This window comes from Aeromicrobium sp. (assembly GCF_050700635.1).
Taxonomy (GTDB): Bacteria; Actinomycetota; Actinomycetes; order Propionibacteriales; family Nocardioidaceae; genus Aeromicrobium.
Genome location: NZ_JBOHDT010000057.1, coordinates 1 through 19,734, shown reverse-complemented (window position 1 = coordinate 19,734; position 19,734 = coordinate 1). Strand labels below are relative to the sequence as shown.

Here is a 19,734-nt window from a genome sequence, read left to right as displayed (position 1 = left end):
CGAGGGTTGTCACATCAGGGAGGGCTGCGTCGTCTGGTGGGTAGGCCCCTGACGAAGGAAGTGCTGTGGACTCCGCCGACCCCACCTGGCCGTTGTTCGTTCTCGCCGCGATCCAGCTCGGTGACGCTGCTCTGTGCGTCAAGCCCGTCGGGTTCGTGCGGGACTGCTTCGACGACGTCGGCTTCCCTCGCGCGTACTGGTGGGTGTTCACCCCGATCAAGGTCGTCGCTGCGATCGGCCTCGTGATCGGCATGTGGGTGCCCGAGATCGGACTGGCCGCCTGCCTGGGGCTCGTCGTGTACTTCGTCCTCGCGATCGGGGCCCACGTCCGCGCCCGCGACTTCGGACGGAACCTTTTCGTCAACGCCATTGGCATGCTTCTGCTGAGCGCCGGGGCGACGTACGTGTCCTTCGTGTCGTAGCGTTCGATCCATGACCCATGCGGGCGCGAACAGCGAGGTCGGACGACTACGCACGGTAATGCTGCACCGGCCCGGCCCGGAGCTCGCCCGACTCACGCCGCGCAACAACGACTCGTTGCTCTTCGACGGCATCCCCTGGGTCGGGCGCGCGCAGGACGAGCACGACGCCTTCGCCCAGGCCTTGCGCGACCACGACGTCGAGGTGCTCTACCTCGTCGAGCTGCTCACCGAGACCCTGGAGAACGCAGGCGCGCGCAGGCAGATCATCGAGAGCACCACGAGGACCCTGCACCTCGGCGACGGCCTGCGCGACTACCTCACCGCCGCCATGTCCGACCTCGCGCCGGCCGATCTCGCCACCGTCGTCACCGCGGGGCTACGCAACGACGAGATCGTGCATCGCAGCATCGTCACCAGCCTCCTGCGGGCGGACGACTTCCTGGTCGACCCCTTGCCCAACCTGCTGTTCACCCGCGACTCGTCGGTGTGGCTGCCCGGCCGGGTCGCCGTCACAAGCCTCGCCATGCCCGCGCGGATGCGCGAGACGCAGCTGACCAACCTCGTCTACGAGCACCACCCCCGGTTCGCCGGCGTCGACCGACTGCACGGCCCACACCTCGAGCACCTCGAGGGCGGTGACGTGCTGCTGCTCGCCCCCGGTGTCATGGCCGTCGGGGTCGGGGAGCGCACCACTCCTGCCGGGTTCGAGACGTTCGCGCGACAGGTGCTCGGCGACGGGCTCGCCCACACCCTGCTGGCCGTGCCCATCGCCCAGGAGCGCGCCACGATGCACCTCGACACGATCGTCACGATGGTCGACGTCGACACCGTGGTCATCTACCCCAACGTCGCCGACCATCTTCGCGCCCATCCGGTCACCTGGGTGGGTGACGACCTCAAGGCGTCGCCGGAGCAGTCGTTCTTCGCTGCCGCTGCCGAGGCCATGGGCATCGACACCCTGCACCAGATCGACACCGGCCTCGACCCGGTCACCGCCGAGCGTGAGCAGTGGGACGACGGCAACAACACCCTGGCCATCGGACCCCGCCTCGCGGTGGCGTACGAGCGCAACGAGCAGACCAACGCCCGTCTCGCCCATCACGGCATCGAGGTCGTGGCGATTCGCGGCTCCGAGCTCGGCTCGGGCCGCGGTGGCCCGCGCTGCATGTCCTGCCCGATCGAGCGGGATGCGCCGTGACCCTGGTCGAGGACTTCGAGGCCGAACGTCCACGGCTCCTGCGCGTCGCCTACCGGCTCACCGGCAGCGTCGCCGATGCCGAGGACGCCGTCCAGGAAGCCTGGATCAGACTAGGCTCGACCGGCGAAGCCGCACCGCGGAACCTGCAGGCCTGGCTGACGCGGGTCGTCAGCCGGCTGTGCCTCGACCGGCTCGGCTCGGCAGCCAAGCGCCGCGAGACGTATGTCGGTCAGTGGCTGCCCGAGCCGATCGTCCGTCCGATCGGAACGGACGCGGCGCCCGATCCGCTCGACGTCGTCGTGCAAGGCGAGGACGCTCGGATCGGCGCGCTCGTAGTGCTCGACACACTCACGCCGCCGCAACGCGTCGCGTTCGTGCTGCACGATGTGTTCTCGGTGCCGTTCGACGAGGTCGGCGAGGTGCTCGGCATCGGCACCGACGCCGCCCGCCAGCATGCCTCCCGGGCCCGCCGCGCGATGACCGACGCACCGGAACCCACGCCCGATCCCGAGCACGAGGAGGCCGTCCAGCGGTTCCTCGCCGCGATGGCCACCGGCGACCTCGACGCGATCGTGGCGACGCTGCACCCGGACGTCGTGGTCATCGGCGACGCCAACGGCACCACCGGCACGGCCGTCAACGTCATCCACGGGCCCGACAAGTTCGCCCGGTTCTATCTCGGGCTGTTTGCCCGCTACGGCGACACGGCGATGGAGTCGCTGAAGCCGGTCCTCGTCAACGGCCAGCTGGGTCTCTGGACCTCCGGCTGGGACGGCGGCGACGCTCGAACCAGCTCACCCGAGCGGGTGGGCGGCTTCACGGTGCGCGACGGCCTGGTGGCGGCCAGCTACGACTTCGCGAACCCGGAGAAGCTGGGTGGCGTCAGGCTCGAGCCGTCGCAGGCTCGCTGACGTCCCAAGGCACGAGGCAGGTGTCGCCGGAGCCGAAGCCCTGGTCGGTGATGCCGAGGGCGTGGTTGAAACGAGCGCGCTGATTCTCCAGACCGATCTGGTAGGTCAGCTCCACGACGCCCTCGTGCCCGTAGCGATCCACGAGGGTGGCGACCTCCTCGTCGGTCACCGTCATGGGCGTCGCGGTCATGGCGTCGGCGTAGCGGATGGCGTCACGCTCTTCGTCGGAGTAGGCATCGGACGCCTCGAAGTCGGCGATGTGCCTGAGCCGCTCGACGTCCAGGCCGTCCAGGCGCTGGAGCATCACGCCGAAGTCGACGCACCACGAGCAGCCGACGGTCCATGCGGTGCGGTAGACGGCCAGCTGGAGTAGCGCCTTGGGCATGACGTGCACGGCCCGCTCGACCGCGAGCTCGTGCATCGTCCCGGCGAAGAACAGCTTGCGGTGGTTCGCCGCGACGGCAAACGGCTCGGGCACCTCGCCCACCCTGCGTCGGGCGAGACGGTAGGCGATGCGGACCAACAGGCCGGCGTCCTGCGGAGCTACGGCGGGAATGCGAGACATGTCCACTCCTGTTCGGCGGCGGCCGGTTCGGCCGCCTCACCCACCAGACGACGCAGCGCCACGGAACGTGACAGTGCCAGGAGCGTGGATCAGACTTCGCGCGACAGGGCCAGCTCGGCGTTGACGCGAGTGCCCTGGCTCATGTCGACCCACCAGCGATCGGCCACGCGGTTGATGATCGAGAGGCCGCGACCACTCAGGGAGTCCTCGTCGAAATCGATCGGCTCGAGTGAACCGCCCTCGCCGGCGTCGTGGACGCTGAGCTCGAGGAGGTCACCGTTGATGGTCCACGAGATCTCGACCGTCCCCTCGGACGTGGGCACGCCGTGGCTGACGGCGTTGGCGATCATCTCGCTGATGACGATGAGGGCGTTGTCGATGACGCCGGACGATGCGCGGTTGATCGTGAGGAAGCCCGCCAGCTTGGTGCGGGCGATGCTCGGCGTCGATGACTCGAACGGCAGACTGATGGAGTCGCGGGCGCGGACCGGCCTCACTTCTGCCCCCCAAGGTGCGCAGCAGTGCACTCGACACGAACCGAAACGGCCTGCATATAGTCCAAAGTAACCATGTCGGGTGGCACTTGACTACTGATTTGCCGCATACCGGCCGTGTCACGACCCCGAAGAAGCAGGAGCTGAGCGATGGATGTACCCACCGTCACCGTCGACGACGTGACCACCACCACGTCCGCCGAGTGGGTGGTACTCGACGTCCGCGAGCCCCAGGAGTGGGCAGGCGGGCATATCGAGGGGGCCCTCCACATCCCCCTCGGCGACCTTCCGGCCCGCATCGACGAGCTCGACCCACAGTCCCGGACCGTCGTCGTGTGCCATGCCGGCGGACGGTCCTCGCGGGCCACGGTCTGGCTGTACCAGCAGGGCCATGACGTCGTCAATCTCGCCGGCGGCATGGAGGCCTGGGAGGGAGCGGAGCGACCAGTCGTCGTTCCGTGAGCGCGACGCCCCCGAAATCTTGCCGGGGACGTCGCGTGGAGGTCGGAGCTACTTGGCGGCGGACTTGAGTCGCGAGCCGGCGCTGACCTTGACGCCGAAACCGGCCGGGATCTCGATCGTCTCTCCGGTGGACGGATTGCGGCCCGTGCGCGCGGCGCGCTGGACGCGCTCGACGGACACGATGCCCGGGATCGAGACCTTCTCGCCCTTGCCCACGGCATCGATGAGGATGTCGCTGAAGGCCGAGAGCACCGCGTCGGCGTTGGTCTTGCTGGTGTCGGCCTTCTCGGCGAGGGCTGCCACGAGGTCGCTGCGGGAGATTGCCACTGATGCTCCTAGAGATGCGGGTGTGTATTCACGGTCAGTCTAAGGATGGCTCCGGACGATCCATCGTCAGGTCCACCACAACGACGGTGAATCCACGAGAGTGGGCAGCTCCGAGAGGTACCACGATCGCGGTCGCTCGGCCACGCCCAACGACGCCAGGTGGGGCGTCATCCATTGCACGTCGATGAGTGCGTCTTCTCCCGCGACGTCCACCAGTCCGATGAGAGCCACCTTCGATGCGTCGGTGGCACGGTGGAACATCGACTCGCCGCAGAACAGCCGGCCGGCCTCGACTCCGTACACTCCGCCGACGAGGTTTCCGTCCGCGTCACGGGTCTCGACGGAGTGCGCCCATCCGAGTCGGTGCAGCTCGACGTAAGCCGCGCGGATGTCCGCGTCGATCCACGCCCCGCGTCGGCGGGGGTCGGCGCAGGCGTCGATGACCTGCTCGAACGCGGTGTCGACGGTGATGTGGAAGTGCCGGGCCGATCTCCGCGTCGAGCGGCTGATGTGCAGTGCGCCGGGTTCGAGCACCGCCCTCCGCATCGGCGACCACCACAGCAGCCGTCCGCCCTGCGGCATCGGGAACGCGCCGTGGCGATAGGCCGCCACCAGCGTTGGTGGGCGGAGGTCCGCGCCGGCCGCCACGCAGTCGTCATCGGGCCAGCCGGCTGGGTCGAAGTCCCACTGGGACGCCGGCATCGGGGTCGGCATGGCCATGCGTGAGGTGTTCATGCGTCGAGAATCCGGCGCAGGTGCCACACCGGCACCTTGCCCCACTCGGCCCACTCCTCGTCGGTGGCGCCGGCCAGGCCGTCGAACCAGGTCTGCGCGCGATTGCCCATGTGCCCAGCGTAGGCGCGTGGCCGGCCCTCCTATGCTGACGCCATGGCAGTGAACAAGAGTCTGGCGAAGGCGTCGATGAGGGTGGCACCGTCCGTCGCCTCCGAGTACGTCCGCGCCGTGCTCGACAAGGCCATCGACGGCGTGGGCCCGCTCCGGTCGGTCGCCGCGTCCGCCGACTCCAAGCTCGTCGACGCCAGCGGAGACGTCGAGGACGCGGTCAAGGCCTGGATGCGTCTGCACATCGGCCTCGCCGGAGCGCAGGGCTTCGTCACCAACCTCGGCGGTGTCGCGGCGCTCCCCGCCGCGATCGCGGCCAACGTCGTCGGCGTCACTCTGGTGCAGTGCCACCTCGTGGCCGGCATCGCGCACCTGCGCGGGTACGACCTCGAGGATCCCCGCGTCCGCAACGCGATCCTCGCCTGCATGCTCGGTGAGGACGACGTCCGCGTCCTCGTCCGCACCACCAACCTTCCGTCTTCGCCAATGGCCATCGCCACGTCGCCTGTGCACGACCCGGCACTCGACGAGCTCATCTCCCGCGAGGTCACCACCGATCTCGTCGCCCGCACGGCCGGGCGGCGCGCCATCACGATGATCGGGCGACGCGTGCCATTGCTCGGCGGTGTCGTCGGTGGCGGAGGCGACGCTCTCTCGACCTGGAGCATCGGCCAGTACGCCGCCCGCGAGCTCCGCGACCGCAACCTGCGCTGACCCGCCGCTTTCCGCGAGCGGCGCAGTTCGGCGATTTCGAGACGGCGTGTCGCGCGCATCTGCGCCACTCGGAACCCAGTTTGCACCACTCGCCGGCTCTGGTGCGGGGTCAGCCGAGCGCTCGGACGACTGCCGATGGCGACGGGCGACCAAGGTGACCGGTCATCCAGGTGCTCGTGGCCACCAGGGCTTCGAGGTCGACGCCGTGCTCGATGCTGAGGCCGGTGAGCATCCAGACGAGGTCCTCAGTGGCGAGGTTGCCGGTGGCGCTCTCGGCATACGGGCAGCCGCCGAGACCACCGGCGGATGCGTCGAACGTCGTGACGCCGTGCCGCAGCGCAGCGTGGGCGTTGGCGAGGGCCTGGCCGTACGTGTCGTGGAAGTGCATGGCCAGGCGCTCGGCGCCCACGCCGGCCGCGTCGAAGGCGTCCAGCAAGGCGCCCACGTGGCCGGGAGTGCCGACGCCGATCGTGTCGCCGAGCGAGAGCTGGGTGGCGCCGAGGTCGAGCAGGCGGCAGCCGGCGTCGACGACTTGGTCGACGGGTACCTCGCCCTCCCACGGGTCGCCGAAGCACATCGAGACGTAGGCGCGTACATCGAGCCCGGCGTCGAGCGCTCGGCGGACGACCGGCTCGAACATCGCGTACTGGCCGTCGAGCGAGCTGTTGAGGTTCTTCTTCGCGAACGTCTCGGTGGCACTGCCGAAGATGGCGACGTGCGTGCAGCCCGCGGCGAGCGCCCGGTCGAGCCCACGCTCGTTGGGCACCAGTACCGGGAGCGGCACCGGGCCACCGAGCGGCAGCCGGGCGACGAGCTCCTCGGCGTCGGCCAGCTGGGGGACCCACTTCGGGTGGACGAAGCTGGTGGCCTCGACGATCGGCAGCCCGGCCGCCACCAGCCGCTCGATGAACTCGGCCTTGACGTCGAGGGGGACGATGGCGCTCTCGTTCTGCAGACCGTCGCGCGGGCCGACCTCGTAGATCGTCACCCGGGCCGGCAACGACGGATCAGGCACGGCCGATGGCAGCTCAGGCATCGGCAGCCTCGACGGTGAGCAGCAACGCTCCTTGCTTCACCTGCTCGCCCGCCGCGGCGCCGACGTGGGTGACGACGCCGTCATGCGGCGCCGTGAGCGCGAGCTCCATCTTCATCGCCTCGAGAGCGCCGAGGCGCTGACCGGCGGTGACGGTGTCGCCCTCGGCCACGTCGATCACCAGCACGGTCGCCGGCATCGGAGCGGTGACGTCGGCCTCACCCTCGACGTCACCGAGGGCCCGGCGCATCGGGTCGGGTGGCGTGAGGAGCCACGGCTGTCCGTGCCAGGCGACGGAGACGCCACCTGAGTCGTTGCGGTGCCATAGCGCCGGAGGCACCGCTCCGGTCGCCTCCACCCAGTGGGTGACTCCGTCGGCGTCCATGACCGGGACGCTGCGTCGAGCCGGCGGGCCGGAGAGACGCCAGCCGTCGCCGATGGTGAACGGTGATCCGGTCGGGTCGACCCGGGCGCCGGCGATCACGTCTGCACCGACGAGCAACGCCTCAGACGGCAGCTCCGGTGCGGTGAGCAAGGCGTCGGCGGCATCGCTGTCGAGCCAACCCGTGTGCACGTCGCCCGCCGTGAAGGCGTCGCTCGCCACGAGGCAGCGGACGAATCCGAGGTTGGTGGTGAGCCCGAAGACGGCCGACTGGTCGAGCGCCGTGACTATGCGCAGGCGCGCAGCCTCGCGGTCGGCGCCGTGCACGACGACCTTTGCGATCATCGGGTCGTAGGCCGTCGTCACCTCACCGCGCGCATCGAAGGCGGAGTCGACCCTGGCGTCGGGCGACCAGACGAGCTCCTCGACCGTGCCCGACTGCGGGAGGAACCCGGCGTAGGGGTCCTCGGCGTAGACGCGCACCTCGATGGCGTGCCCACGCTGCCGGATCTGGTCCTGCGTGCGCGGGAGCGGACGGCCGGCGGCGGTGTCGAGCTGCCACTGCACGAGGTCGAGACCGGTGACCTCCTCGGTGACCGGATGCTCCACCTGCAGCCGCGTGTTCATCTCCAGGAAGTACGCATCATCACCTTTGACCAGGAACTCGACGGTTCCGGCGCTCGTGTACCCGACCTCCCGGCACAAGGCGACGGACGCCTCGAGGATGCGCGCGCGAACGGCGTCGGGGACGAACGGAGCGGGCGCCTCCTCGACGACCTTCTGATGACGGCGTTGTGCCGAGCAGTCGCGGTCGAAGAGGTGAACCACGTTTCCGTGGTGGTCGCCGAAGACCTGGACCTCGACGTGGCGGCCGGCCTCGACATACGACTCGACGATGAGGGTGTCGTCGCCGAAAGCGGACGCCGCCTCCCGGCGAGCCGTGGCGACGGCAGCGGCGAGGTCGCCGCGGCGACGCACGACGTGCATCCCCTTGCCCCCTCCGCCAGCGGCGGCCTTGACCAGCACGGGGTAGACGTCGTCCGGAACCGCGTCGGGTGCGAACTGGGGCGTGACCGGCACGCCCGCGCGCTCGGCAACCTCACGGGCGCGGTCCTTGCGGCCCATCAGCTCCATGACGTCGGCGGAGGGGCCGATGAAGACGAGACCGGCGTCGGTGACGGCCCGGGCGAACTCCGCGCGCTCGGACAGGAAGCCGTAACCGGGATGGACCGCTTCTGCGCCGGACTCCTTGGCCGCGGCGAGCACTCGTGAGATGTCGAGGTAGGACGCCGAGGGCGCAGTGGGGCCGATCAGCACGGCATCGTCGGCCTCGCGCACGAACGTCGCGTCGGCGTCGGCCTCGGAGTACACCGCGATGCTGCGCAGGCCGCGCTCGCGGCAGGAACGGATGATCCGGCGAGCGATCTCGCCGCGGTTGGCAATGAGCACGGACGAGAAGCTCATCGACCCACCGCCGCAACGTCATGGCTCGGTCGAGCCTGTGCCGCATGATCTGCGACGTCAGACCAACTCGCGAACGCCTCGCCTGAGATCGCTCGCAGCCCTAGATGGACACACATACGCATCACATTCTGAAGACGCCGAACTGCGGCATCGGGATCGGGGCGTGCGAGGCAGCGGCTAGGCCGAGGCCGAGCACGCGGCGGGTGTCGAGCGGGTCGATGATCCCGTCGTCCCACAGCCGGGCAGTGGAGTAGTAGGCGGAGCCCTGCTCCTCGTACTGGGCCATGATCGGCGCGCGGAAGGCTGCCTCGTCCTCGTCCGACCAGGTCTCGCCTCGGGTCTCCATCGCGTCGCGGCGCACGGTGGCCAGCACCGACGCGGCCTGCTCGCCGCCCATCACCGAGATGCGGGCGTTCGGCCACGCCCACAGGAAGCGCGGGTCGTAGGCGCGGCCGCACATGCCGTAGTTGCCGGCACCGTAGGACCCGCCGATGACGACGGTGAACTTCGGCACGACCGACGACGTGACCGCCGTGACGAGCTTCGCGCCGTCCTTGGCGATGCCGCGGTTCTCGTACTCGCGACCCACCATGAAGCCGGAGATGTTCTGCAGGAACACCAGCGGGATGCCGCGCTGGTTGGCCAGCTCGATGAAGTGCGCGCCCTTGAGCGCCGACTCGCTGAAGAGGATGCCGTTGTTGGCGATGATCGCGACCGGACGGCCCCAGATTCGTGCGAACCCGCACACCAGGGTCTCGCCGTACAGCGGCTTGAACTCGTGCAGTCGTGAACCGTCGACCACGCGCCGGATGACATCGTGCACGTCGTACTGCGTGCGCGGGTCGGTGGGTATGTCGTACAGGCCGGCCGGGTCCTCCGCAGGCTCCTCCACCGGGTACGTCGGGATGCTCGATGCGCGGGGCCGCTCGAAGGTGTCGACGATGGAGCGGACGATCTGCAGGGCGTGATCGTCGTCGTCGGCGAGGTGGTCGACCACTCCGGACGTGCGGGCGTGGACGTCGCCGCCGCCGAGGTCCTCGGCGCTGACCTCCTCGCCGGTGGCCGCCTTCACCAGCGGCGGGCCGCCGAGGAAGATCGTGCCCTGACCCTTGACGATCACCGACTCGTCGCTCATCGCAGGCACGTAGGCGCCGCCCGCGGTGCACGAGCCCATCACGGCGGCGACCTGCCCGATGCCGGCAGCCGACATCTGGGCCTGGTTGAAGAAGATGCGCCCGAAGTGGTGCCGGTCGGGGAAGACCTCGTCCTGCATCGGCAGGAAGGCTCCGCCGGAGTCGACCAGGTAGATGCAGTGCAGGTTGTTCTGCTTGGCGATCGTCTGGGCGCGCAGGTGCTTCTTGACCGTGAGCGGGTAGTAGGTGCCGCCCTTCACGGTGGCGTCGTTGGCGACGATCATGCACTCGCGCCCGGATACCTGGCCGATGCCGGTGATGATGCCGGCGCTCGGCACCTCTCCCCCGTACATCCCGTAGGCGGCGAGGGGCGCGATCTCGAGGAAGGGTGAGCCGGGGTCGAGGACGTGGTCGACGCGGTCGCGCGGCAGCAGCTTGCCCCTCGAGACATGTCGTTCGCGAGACTTGACGGTGCCGCCCTGACGCACGTCTGCGAGCCGCTTGCGCAGATCGGCGACCAGTTCCTCCATGCCGACAGGCTAGCACCCATGGTTAACGTTCGTTAACTCCACGGGCTAGACTTCGTCCGTGACCGACCGGCAGCAGCAGATCCTCGACACCGCAGCCGTGCTCTTCGCCGAGCGCGGGTTCCACGGCGTGTCGGTGCACGACATCGGTGCGGCCTGCGGCATCACCGGGCCGGCGCTCTACAAGCACTTCCGCGGCAAGGGCGAGCTCCTCGCCGCGTCGCTCATCGACATCAGCGAGACGCTGCTCAAGGAGGGGTCTGCCAGGGCCGCCTCGGCCTCGTCGCCGAGCGACGCCCTGGACGCCCTGATCGACTGGCACGTCGAGTTCGCTCTCGAGCATCCGGCGTTCATCGTCGTGCAGGATCGCGAGTGGGCCAACCTCGACGCGGCCGGGCGCCGCGACGTCCGGGCGCTGCAGTTGAGCTACATCGACGTCTGGGTCGACACCGTGCTGGCGCTCGGTCACGGGCTCGACAGCATCACGGATCGGGCCACCGCGCGGGCGGCGGTGCAGGCGACGTTCGGTCTGCTCAACTCCACCCCGCACAGCGCTCGCATCAAGGCGACCGACATGCGCAGCCTCCTGATCGATATGGCACACCGTTCGCTTGCCGGGTGACGTCGCCTCAGCGGTCGGCCGGCGCCTCCTGGACGGACCACTCGTTGCCGTCAGGATCGGACAGACGGATGAACGAGTTCCAGGTTCCGCCCTTGCCGTCGACGAACTCCATGCCTTCGTAGTGCCCGACGTTGCTCACCTCGGCGCCCCGTCCGACAAGCTCGGCATGCGCCTGCTCGATGTCGGAGACGACCACGAGACCACCCCGCATCGAACCCGGGGACATGCCCTGGGAGCCGGTCTGCAGATGGATCGAGCATCCCGAGCCGGGCGGCGTGAGCTGCACGAGTCGCAGGTCATCGCTGAGCTGGGTGTCGAGGTCGACGGCGAACCCGAGCTGTTCGCTGTAGAACCGCTTCGCACGATCGAGGTCCGAGACAGGAACGAGAATTGCTTCCAGAGTCCACTCCATGGTCGACAATCTAGCGAGGGTCGCGCCTTAGACTGACGCTCGTGGTTGATCTCGGCAAGATCCTCGGAAACGGCACCGAGGTCGCCCGTCTGCAGGACGTCGTCGACTTCATCGGGTCGCACCAGGACGACCTCGTGGCCAGCGCGCAGATCGCGCACGAGCTACCCGGCCTGCTGCGACTTCTCTCCTCCGGGCTGTCCGACGCCGGAACACATGCGTCGAAGGCCGGCAAGGCCCTCACGGGCACGTCCGGTGCGACCGGACGTGTCGGCGACACGGCCGCCGGCCTGGCCTCGATCTCGACGAGTCTCAGCACGGTCGGGACGTTGGTCGGTGACGCCGCGATCGACTTCTCGAAGGTTCCCCTCATGGGCGGTCCCTCCCGTCAGCTCGCCTCGGCGGCCCACTCGGTCGCCGACACGAAGAAGCACCTCGACACCCTCGCCATCGACCTCAAGGAGATCTCCGAGCTCCTCGACACAGTGGGGCACTCCCTCGAGCGGCTCGGCACCACCCTCGGCGCCACCGGCCGCGAGGCGAACAAGTTCGTCCGCTGAGTCACTTCGCCGCCGGGGTGTCCCGGACGGCCTCGAACGTGTGGGGAGACGCGGCAGCCCAGTCGCGGGTCCAGCCCTCCGGCGGTGCGATGAGCAGCTCGCCGGGTTCCAGCCAGTTGAACAGGTCCTGATAGGTCTTCGTGACCTGCGGATCGACCCGACGGAACAGCTTGCGCGGGTTGAGGTCGTCGAAGGAGTCGAGCCCCATCGAGGCGACGATCTGCATCGCGCTGTTGATGGTCTTGGCCTGGAACTGGTAGACCCGCTCGATCTTGTCGGGCACGACCAGGGCGCGGGTACGCCACGGGTCTTGGGTGGTCACGCCGACCGGGCAGTGGTTCGTGTGGCACTTCTGTGCCTGGATGCAGCCGACCGCGAACATCATCGCGCGGGCGGCAAGCGTGAAGTCGGCGCCCTGGCAGATCCTCTTGACGATGTCGATGCCGGTCGCGACCTTGCCGCTGACGCCGATCTTGATGTCGGCGCGCAGCCCGGAACCGACCAACGAGTTGTGCACGAACATCAACGCCTCGGTGAGCGGCATGCCGACGTTGTCCTCGAACTCCACCGGCCCCGCTCCGGTGCCGCCCTCCGACCCGTCGACGATGATGAAATCCGGGCCCGAGCCACGCTCGATCATCGCCTTGCAGATCGCAAGGAACTCGCGGCGCGACCCGATGCACAACTTGAAGCCGACCGGCTTGCCGCCGCTGAGCTCGCGGAGCTGGTCGATGAAGTCGATGAGGCCGAGCGGTGAGTCGAACGCATTGTGCGAAGGCGGGGACACGATCGTCTCGCCGACCTTGACGCCACGTGCCCGCGCGACCTCCTCGTTGACCTTCGCGCCCGGCAGCAACCCGCCCAGCCCCGGCTTCGCGCCTTGAGAGATCTTGATGGAGATGGCCTTGACCTGGTCGAGGTTGGCCCGCTCGGTGAACTTGTCCGGGTCGAAGTGTCCGTCGGGGGTCCTGCAGCCGAAGTACGCAGAGGCGATCTCCCAGATGAGGTCGCCGCCATGCTTGGTGTGGTGCTTGCTGATCGACCCCTCCCCAGTGTCGTGCGCGAACCCGCCCTTGGCTGCCCCTCCATTGAGTGCCTCGATCGCGTTCGCCGACAGTGAGCCGAAGCTCATCGCGGAGACGTTGAGCAGGGCGATGTCGTACGGCTGGGTGCACTTCGGGCCGCCCAGTCGCACCGAGGGCAGGACGCCGTCGGGCTTCGGCTTGGCCCGCAGTGAGTGCGCGACGAACTCATAGCCGACGGCGTTGACGTCACGCGGAGTGCCGAACGGCTCCTCGCCGTGGTTGCCCTTCGCGCGGTCGTACACGAGGTCGCGGGTCTCACGGTCGTAGGGCCGGCCCTCGATGTTCGACTCCACGAAGTACTGGCGGATCTCCGGGCGGATCCGTTCGAGCATGAACCGTCCGTGCCCGATCACCGGATAGTTGCGCGTGACACTGTGCCAGGGCTGGAAGAGGTCGTAGATGCCGACGATCGCGAGGAAGGTGAGCGGCGCCGCGACGAACCACCAGCCGTTGATGTGAACGCGGGTGAGCAGGATCGCCGCGGCGGCGGTGGCGACGAGGCCGAGGACGGCGATCCACCTGATCATGTGTTGATGTTGCCACGCGGAAGGTGCTCAGGGAGCGTTCAGCGATCACTGTTCTTCGCCGAAGCCGCAGCGCTCGGCGAGGTAGTCGAAGATCTGCGCCTTCTGCGGCTCGGTGAACCGCAGGTAGACCGGTGAGGTGCCGAAGGCCTTCGACTCCACCCGGAGCGGAAGGATTCCACCCGTCCGGTCCTCGGCGACGGCATGCACGTCGCACCGGTTCGGGATGAACGTCACGTCGGCACGCACCGGCTCGCCGCCCGGCTCGATGGTGCGCTCGATCTCGGTGGCACGCGGCCCCGCCGGCGCCAGAAGCGTCGAGCCACCCACGGATACGAGCCTGACCTGCGGTCCGGACTCCGGCGGCGTGAACGTGACGCCGATCCCGAGGGTGGATTCGTCTCCCTTGCCACGCACGGCCAGGCGGTCGTCGATGTCGATATCTCCCACCGCGCGTTCCGCGCAGTCGCGTTTCATGAACCGCTCGACGCTGCCGTAGCGATCCTTCGGACGCTCGACCGACGTCACCGTCTCACTGTCGCCGACCGCGTAGGTGAGGCGAACGCGAGCGTCGATTCCGTCACCGCAACGTGCCGGGGGCATCGTCATCGTGAGGTTGACGGTCGTGCCTGCCGCGATGGTCGACGGCCCGTCGTAGGTGGCGGGCTCGTCGAGGCGCCCGGACGCGAACTCTGCCCGCTCGACCGTGATCTCCTGACGGCTGTCGTTGACGACCTGGAGCTGGAACTTCCGCCCCTGCAGATCTTGGCGGGTCTGTTCGACCATGAACGTCACCCCGCGCGGTGCCGGCACTGTGTCGTCTCCGCAGCCGCCGAGCAGAGCCGCAACCAGCAGGAACGAGACCACCAGCCGCATGGCCAGAGCCTAGGGCGGTTGGAAGTTTCCCACGAGACCTGGGACGTCAGTCGAGGGACGCGCCGCGGAGCGTGCGCCAACTGACCCAGGCTGCGCCGAGCGCGACGACGATCGCCACCGCCGACGTCAGCTGCACCGCGTTCTCGAACGCCGCGTGCGCCGAGAGCACGATCTGCTCGCCGATCTCGTTCGGGTAGTAGCGAGCCTGCTCCATCGTGCCGCCGAGCGTCTCGAACGCCGAGTCCTGCTCGCCGAAGCGAGCGACCGCGGGAACGGTGAGGTTGGCGCGGAAGCTCGACGTGAGCACGCTGCCGAGGACGGCGGTCCCGAGCACCGCACCGATCTCGTAGGCCGTCTCGGAAGCGGCCGACGCGGCACCCGCCTGACGCCCGGGCACCCGCGAGAGCATGACGTCGTTCGTGATCGTCTCGGCAAGGCCGATCCCGAGCCCGAGCACCGCGAAGGCGATCATGATCGACCACGTCGTCGGTGTGCCGGCGAAGGCGGCGATGGCGTAACCGGCCGCCGACATGGCGAAGCTCAGGCTCACCAGCGAGGCCACCGAGACGAACCGGGCGAGGCGGACCGCGACAAAGCCGCCGATCATCGTCACGGCGAGCCCGGGGATGAGCACCGTGGCCGCGGCCATCGGGCTCAGCCCGACGACCAGCTGCAGGAACTGTGCCGCGAAGAAGAGGAAGCCCGCGTACCCCATCATGCTCAGCAGGTTCGCGCCGATGGCGCCGCTGAACACGCGGTCGGAGAACAGGGCGAGGTCGATCAGCGGGTGCTCAGCGGTCGCCTGCCGGCGCACGAACAACACGCCGCCGACGATGCCGAGCGCAATCGCACCAACCGCTTCGGCCGCGAGGCCTTGCTCCGCGAGCTGTTTGATGCCGTAGACGAACGGCAGCATCGCGGTCATCGACCAGGCGATGCCGGGCAGGTCGAGTCGACCCGGGCGCGGATCGCGCGACTCGGGCACGAGGAACGGTGCCGCGGCGAGGAAGGCGACGATGATCGGCACGTTGACGAGGAACACCGAGCCCCACCAGAAGTGCTCGAGAAGGTATCCGCCCACGACCGGGCCCAGCGCCGCCCCACCGGCGAACGTGGCGGCCCAGACGGCGATCGCGATGCGACGGTCGTCCCGCCGCACGAACACCGTGCGGATGAGGGAGAGTGTCGACGGCATCAGCGCCGCGCCAAACACGCCGAGCAGCACGCGCCAGGCGATGAGGGCCTCGGCGCTGGTGCTGAACGCCGCTCCGATCGACGCGAGGCCGAAGCCGGCGGCGCCGATCAGCAGCATCCGGCGTCGCCCGACCCGGTCACCGAGGCTGCCGGCAGCGATGAGCAGCCCGGCGAGCATGAGCGGGTAGATGTCGACGAGCCACATCAGCTGCTCGCCGCTCGGTCGCAACGCAACGCTGACCTGCGGCAACGCGAACGTCAGCACGGTGTTGTCGATGGAGATCAGGAGCACGGGCATGACGATGACGGCCAGCGCGAGCCATTCGCGCGGGCCGGCCCTGTGCTGCCGAACGGCCATCGTGGTCATGACGTCTACTGTACCGTCCAGACGGTATAGTTCCGAGTCGCTCAGATGTGATGTTCGACGCTAGGGCGTGCCCTAGGGTGGCGCCATGCCACCGACCGAGCGCTCGACCCGCGACCGCCTGCTCGACGCGTTCGAGACGCTGCTCGTCACGGCCGGCAGCCGGGCGGCCACGCTCGACGCCGTCGCGGCCGCTGCCGACGTCTCCAAGGGGGGCCTGCTCTACCACTTCCCCAGCAAGGACGCGCTCGTCGAGGCGATGCTCGAGCGTCTGTGCGAGCGTGGCGCCCAGGACGCCGAACGGATGGCCACCGCCAAGCAAGGGCCGGTCGTGTTCTACCTCGAGACGTCGGTCGACACCGGCAGCGACTTCGACCGCGGCCTCATCGCGACCGCGCGCATCGCCCAGGAGAACGACAGGCGAGCGTCAGCGGCGCTGGCCGATCTCCGCGACGGCTGGTTCGCGGTGCTGCGCGAGCATCTGGGCGACGAGGCGCTCGCGCGCACCATTCAGCTCATCGGCGACGGCCTCTACTTCGACGACACCACCGGCCTCGCGGAGAAGCACGCGCTCAAGCACGTCCGTGAGGTGCTCTCGCGGCTCGGGGTACTGTGACCTCCGCGGCCACCGTGCCGAGCTTGTCGTGGAGGAACCGCATCCGCCGCTCGAGGTGCTCGAACTTGACCTTCCGCCAGCAGTCGAGAACATCCTTCGCGCTGGTCAGCGCATCCCACAGCGCGAGCCGGGCCGGCGAGATCTGGCCGACCTCCTGGTAGCCCTCGAGGAATGCGACACACAGCTCGTCGAGCTGGGCCTGGGAGGCCCACTGCTCGGCCGGGCTCGTGGGCCGGCCGTCGTCAAGGGCCCGGAGGCACAGGTCGACCAGCGTGGCGCGGAACAACGCGAGATCGAGGCCGGCCTCGGCCTGGCAGAAGCCGTCGAAGTCGATCAGGGCCATGGCCTCGCCGTCGAGGAGCAGCTGGGCCGGCCGGAAGCTGCGGTGCGTGGGCACCAATGGGCCGGCCGGGGTTTCCTCCGCGAGCGCAACCAACCTCGCCACCAGCGGCTCGATCGCGCCGCCCAGCTCCGGCACGACCGAGGCCAGGTGCTCGCTCGCACGTCGAACCTCGCCGACCTGGCGCTCCCAGGTGATGGTCGGTCCGCCGGCGGCGTTCGAGGCGTGCAGCTCCGCCAGGCCGCGTCCGGCCAGTCGCACAGGGGCGGACAACGCCTCGACACCGGCTCGGAGGCCGCCGCCGAACGACGTCTTGATGGCGTCCTTGAGCGTGTGATCGCCCATGACGAGACCCTGGACGGACACGTGGAGGTCGGGAATGAGGGCGAGTGGTTCGGCGATGGTCACGGTCGAGCTCGTCCCCAGCGGTGAGGACCACAGGGCTCGCATGGCCTCGTGGGTGGCGCGGGCCTCCTCGCCTTCGTAAACCTTGGCCAGGACTCCATCCGGCCAGCGCGGACGCCGAAGCTCGGGCAGGTACTCGAGCTCGTAGCGGATCGCGCAGCGACGCCCCTCCCGGTACCGCTTCACCGTCGGCTCGCAGCCGGCGATCTGCAGGTCGTCGAGACCGTCGGCACCGTTTCTGAGGGCGTCCTCGAGCAACTCCCTCGACCGGTCGGGATCGGTCAGCAGCGGCAGTGCCGCCAGCCCGGTGTCGGACGATTCCAGACGAAAGTCCCAGCGGACGTCCGCGAGGTACGACCGCCATCCATCGTTCGGGAACGCACCGACGGAACGCTCGCGGGGTTCGTGCCCCTCCGGGAGCACCAGGCGCCCGTGAACATCGATGTCGCGGGTCGAGCCGTCGCGGGGGTCCTCGACGGTGAGTCGGCAGAGCGACTCCCAGGTGCCGCCGATGATGTGCGCTCGCTTGAACTTGCACCGACGAAGCCGCAGAGCTCCGGACGCGAGCTCGGGGATGCTCCGCTCGAAGTCGGCGTGAAGCCGATCAAGGTCCTCGATGGCCATGAGCCACTCGGGCGGACGCGACAGCAGACCGAGTCCGGCATCGATGCCGGCGTCTCCCATCGTGGCGACTTCGATCCCGAAGGACTGGACCATGATGCCTCGAGTCTCCCCTGAAACCTGAGGGTATGCCACCGACTCCTCAGGTGTGGGAAAACGCGAAATCGCGACAGATCACGTCCCTCACTCACCAGGTAGTCGGCCTCTCCGGCGTCCGCAGCCACACGTCGAAGAAGTTCGACAGATCCTCGCCCGACACCTTCTCGTAGACGGCCTCGAAGTCCTCGGTCGTGGCGGTGCCGTCGTCGTAGAGCGAGAGCCACAGCCGAGTGCCCTCCAGGAACTCCTCGTCGCCAATCTTCTCGCGCAGGGCGAACAGCGTGGCCGCGCCGCGGTCGTAGTTCGGGGCGGCGAACAGGTGCAAGGGACCGGGGTCAGCGATGACCGTGTCCCAGAACTCGTCGTTGGCCGGTGTGTTCATGACCGCGTCAAAGGACTTCTGCGCGGTGTCGCCGCCCTTGTGCTCGCCCCAGAGCCACTCGACGTACGTGGCCCAACCCTCGTTGAGCCAGATGTCCTGCCAGCGTTCGGGGCTGACGGCGTTGCCGAACCACTGATGCGCGAGCTCGTGGGCGACCGTGCCCTCACTGGCCCGGCGTGAGTACACCGGGCGGGTTTGTGTCTCGAGGGCGTACCCGACGGAGTCGTCGTCGACGATCGACCCGTACGAGTTGAACGGGTATTTGCCGAACTGCTCCTCGAAGAATGCGATCATCTCCGGCTGCAGCGCCAGGCTCGACTCGGTGGTCCTGCGGTTGGCAGGCGTCAGGTCTCGGTCGACCGCGTCGATGATCGGCAGCCCGTCAGCGGTCTGGGACGAGTTCAGCTCGTAGTCGCCGACCGAGGCCGTGGCCAGGTAGCTGGCCTGAAGGTCCGGCGCGTTCCAGAACCAGGTCGTCTTGCCATTCTTCGTGACCGGGTCTTTCGCCGGCAGCCCGTTGGCCACCGCAACCTTGCCCTCCGGCACGGTGATCTTGTACGAGTACGTGGCCTTGTCCGTGGGATGGTCGCTCGCGGGGAACCACGTCATGTTTCCCTCGGGCTCGCCGACGACCATGGCGCCGTCGCGCATGGTCACCCACCCGTAGAGGAACCCTTCGATGTCTGTGGGCCGCGTCGTGTTCCCGCCATAGCGGACGACGACCGTCGCCTGGTCACCCGTCTTGAGTCTGGGACGTGGCTGGACCGTCAGCTCCCAGCTGCGCTCGTCGTCGTCCTGCACCTGCCAGTAGGCGGAGTCAGGCACAGTCTCACCCGGAGACGGAGGCGCGACCTCGCTGGCGCGCTTGCCGTTGATCGTCAGGGACTTCACGTCCATGTCGCGCAGGTCGAGGTTGAACCGGTCAAGATTCTGGGTGGCGCGGAGCTTGATCGTGGCTACCCCGTCGAGCTGGCCGACGAGCGGTGCCGGATCCGGCGCCGGTGGCGAGTAGTTCAGATCGAGATCGTAGTGGCGGACGTCGTACCCGCCGTTCCCGGCGAACGGGAAGTAGTCGTCGCCCGCTCCCGACGCACCGGGAGTGAAGGGCGGGTCTGGGGCCGCCACGGCAATCCCAGGCAGCGATATCGCAACCAACCCGACG

Annotated in this window: 21 protein-coding genes; 8 read left to right on the top strand and 13 right to left on the bottom strand. The window is 68.8% G+C overall.

Annotated features, from left to right (window positions below; all coding sequences use genetic code 11):
* Positions 1–65 precede the first annotated feature (65 nt).
* The 3 genes from ACRDPN_RS04270 to ACRDPN_RS04260 are packed head-to-tail and all read left to right on the top strand — an operon-like array spanning position 66 to position 2,531.
* Positions 66–422, top strand: coding sequence for a DoxX family protein (locus ACRDPN_RS04270; RefSeq protein WP_431446104.1), 357 nt, complete (start codon positions 66–68; stop codon positions 420–422).
* 10 nt (positions 423–432) lie between these two features.
* On the top strand, positions 433–1,620 hold the full coding sequence (locus tag ACRDPN_RS04265; protein ID WP_431446103.1) for an arginine deiminase: 1,188 nt from the start codon (positions 433–435) through the stop codon (positions 1,618–1,620).
* Positions 1,617–2,531, top strand: coding sequence for a sigma-70 family RNA polymerase sigma factor (locus ACRDPN_RS04260; RefSeq protein ID WP_431446102.1), 915 nt, complete (start codon positions 1,617–1,619; stop codon positions 2,529–2,531). The genes ACRDPN_RS04265 and ACRDPN_RS04260 overlap by 4 nt, the downstream gene beginning before the upstream one ends.
* Here the strand turns inward: ACRDPN_RS04260 and ACRDPN_RS04255 are convergent.
* Together ACRDPN_RS04255 and ACRDPN_RS04250 are read right to left on the bottom strand one after the other, a co-directional pair.
* Entirely contained in the window at positions 2,503–3,096 is a 594-nt protein-coding gene (locus ACRDPN_RS04255) for a carboxymuconolactone decarboxylase family protein (protein ID WP_431446101.1), read from the bottom strand. The two genes, ACRDPN_RS04260 and ACRDPN_RS04255, sit on opposite strands and share 29 nt — an antisense overlap.
* A gap of 89 nt (positions 3,097–3,185) precedes the next feature.
* On the bottom strand, positions 3,186–3,593 hold the full coding sequence (locus ACRDPN_RS04250) for an ATP-binding protein (RefSeq protein ID WP_431446100.1): 408 nt from the start codon (positions 3,591–3,593) through the stop codon (positions 3,186–3,188).
* Positions 3,594–3,740: 147 nt separating this feature from the next.
* On the opposite strand from ACRDPN_RS04250, the gene ACRDPN_RS04245 reads away from it, so the two are divergent.
* Positions 3,741–4,052 (top strand): rhodanese-like domain-containing protein, encoded by a 312-nt coding sequence (locus ACRDPN_RS04245; RefSeq protein ID WP_431446099.1) that lies wholly within the window; start codon positions 3,741–3,743, stop codon positions 4,050–4,052.
* 48 nt (positions 4,053–4,100) lie between these two features.
* Here ACRDPN_RS04245 and ACRDPN_RS04240 read toward each other — a convergent pair whose 3' ends face one another.
* Together ACRDPN_RS04240 and aat are read right to left on the bottom strand one after the other, a co-directional pair.
* On the bottom strand, positions 4,101–4,379 hold the full coding sequence (locus tag ACRDPN_RS04240) for an HU family DNA-binding protein (protein WP_431446098.1): 279 nt from the start codon (positions 4,377–4,379) through the stop codon (positions 4,101–4,103).
* Positions 4,380–4,445: 66 nt separating this feature from the next.
* Positions 4,446–5,114, bottom strand: a complete 669-nt coding sequence (aat, locus tag ACRDPN_RS04235; protein WP_431446097.1) for a leucyl/phenylalanyl-tRNA--protein transferase — start codon at positions 5,112–5,114, stop codon at positions 4,446–4,448.
* 153 nt (positions 5,115–5,267) lie between these two features.
* Here aat and ACRDPN_RS04230 point away from each other — a divergent pair, with 153 nt between their 5' ends.
* A complete protein-coding gene (locus ACRDPN_RS04230; protein ID WP_431446096.1) occupies positions 5,268–5,936 on the top strand; it encodes a hypothetical protein in 669 nt (222 codons plus the stop codon).
* Positions 5,937–6,045: 109 nt separating this feature from the next.
* On the opposite strand, the gene ACRDPN_RS04225 is transcribed toward ACRDPN_RS04230, so the two are convergent.
* From ACRDPN_RS04225 to ACRDPN_RS04215, 3 genes are all read right to left on the bottom strand, one after another.
* Positions 6,046–6,972, bottom strand: coding sequence for a hydroxymethylglutaryl-CoA lyase (locus ACRDPN_RS04225; RefSeq protein ID WP_431446095.1), 927 nt, complete (start codon positions 6,970–6,972; stop codon positions 6,046–6,048).
* Positions 6,965–8,815 carry an acetyl/propionyl/methylcrotonyl-CoA carboxylase subunit alpha gene (locus ACRDPN_RS04220; RefSeq protein WP_431446094.1) on the bottom strand — a complete coding sequence of 617 codons (1,851 nt, stop codon included), beginning with the start codon at positions 8,813–8,815 and terminating at the stop codon, positions 6,965–6,967. The genes ACRDPN_RS04225 and ACRDPN_RS04220 overlap by 8 nt, the downstream gene beginning before the upstream one ends.
* A 121-nt stretch (positions 8,816–8,936) precedes the next feature.
* Complete coding sequence (locus tag ACRDPN_RS04215) at positions 8,937–10,478, bottom strand: carboxyl transferase domain-containing protein (RefSeq protein ID WP_431446093.1); 1,542 nt, start codon at positions 10,476–10,478, stop codon at positions 8,937–8,939.
* 58 nt (positions 10,479–10,536) lie between these two features.
* Between ACRDPN_RS04215 and ACRDPN_RS04210 the strand changes: the two genes are divergently transcribed.
* Positions 10,537–11,097 (top strand): TetR/AcrR family transcriptional regulator, encoded by a 561-nt coding sequence (locus ACRDPN_RS04210; RefSeq protein WP_431446092.1) that lies wholly within the window; start codon positions 10,537–10,539, stop codon positions 11,095–11,097.
* A 7-nt stretch (positions 11,098–11,104) separates the two neighbouring features.
* On the opposite strand, the gene ACRDPN_RS04205 is transcribed toward ACRDPN_RS04210, so the two are convergent.
* Entirely contained in the window at positions 11,105–11,509 is a 405-nt protein-coding gene (locus ACRDPN_RS04205) for a glyoxalase superfamily protein (protein ID WP_431446091.1), read from the bottom strand.
* A gap of 41 nt (positions 11,510–11,550) precedes the next feature.
* Between ACRDPN_RS04205 and ACRDPN_RS04200 the strand changes: the two genes are divergently transcribed.
* Positions 11,551–12,066 (top strand): hypothetical protein, encoded by a 516-nt coding sequence (locus ACRDPN_RS04200; protein WP_431446090.1) that lies wholly within the window; start codon positions 11,551–11,553, stop codon positions 12,064–12,066.
* 1 nt (position 12,067) lies between these two features.
* Here ACRDPN_RS04200 and ACRDPN_RS04195 read toward each other — a convergent pair whose 3' ends face one another.
* The 3 genes from ACRDPN_RS04195 to ACRDPN_RS04185 are packed head-to-tail and all read right to left on the bottom strand — an operon-like array spanning position 12,068 to position 16,112.
* The gene (locus tag ACRDPN_RS04195; protein WP_431446088.1) at positions 12,068–13,678 is read right to left on the bottom strand and encodes an FMN-binding glutamate synthase family protein; all 1,611 of its coding nucleotides are present in this window, start codon (positions 13,676–13,678) and stop codon (positions 12,068–12,070) included.
* Positions 13,679–13,723: 45 nt separating this feature from the next.
* A complete protein-coding gene (locus tag ACRDPN_RS04190; RefSeq protein ID WP_431446087.1) occupies positions 13,724–14,551 on the bottom strand; it encodes a hypothetical protein in 828 nt (275 codons plus the stop codon).
* Between the two features lie 46 nt (positions 14,552–14,597).
* Complete coding sequence (locus ACRDPN_RS04185) at positions 14,598–16,112, bottom strand: MFS transporter (protein ID WP_431446085.1); 1,515 nt, start codon at positions 16,110–16,112, stop codon at positions 14,598–14,600.
* Positions 16,113–16,197: 85 nt separating this feature from the next.
* Here ACRDPN_RS04185 and ACRDPN_RS04180 point away from each other — a divergent pair, with 85 nt between their 5' ends.
* Positions 16,198–16,725, top strand: coding sequence for a TetR/AcrR family transcriptional regulator (locus tag ACRDPN_RS04180; protein ID WP_431446084.1), 528 nt, complete (start codon positions 16,198–16,200; stop codon positions 16,723–16,725).
* Here the strand turns inward: ACRDPN_RS04180 and ACRDPN_RS04175 are convergent.
* Both ACRDPN_RS04175 and ACRDPN_RS04170 read right to left on the bottom strand, forming a co-directional pair.
* Positions 16,682–18,187, bottom strand: a complete 1,506-nt coding sequence (locus ACRDPN_RS04175) for a hypothetical protein (protein ID WP_431446082.1) — start codon at positions 18,185–18,187, stop codon at positions 16,682–16,684. The two genes, ACRDPN_RS04180 and ACRDPN_RS04175, sit on opposite strands and share 44 nt — an antisense overlap.
* A 91-nt stretch (positions 18,188–18,278) precedes the next feature.
* A partial coding sequence (locus tag ACRDPN_RS04170) for a M1 family metallopeptidase (protein ID WP_431446081.1) occupies positions 18,279–19,734 on the bottom strand: 1,456 nt, incomplete at its 5' end.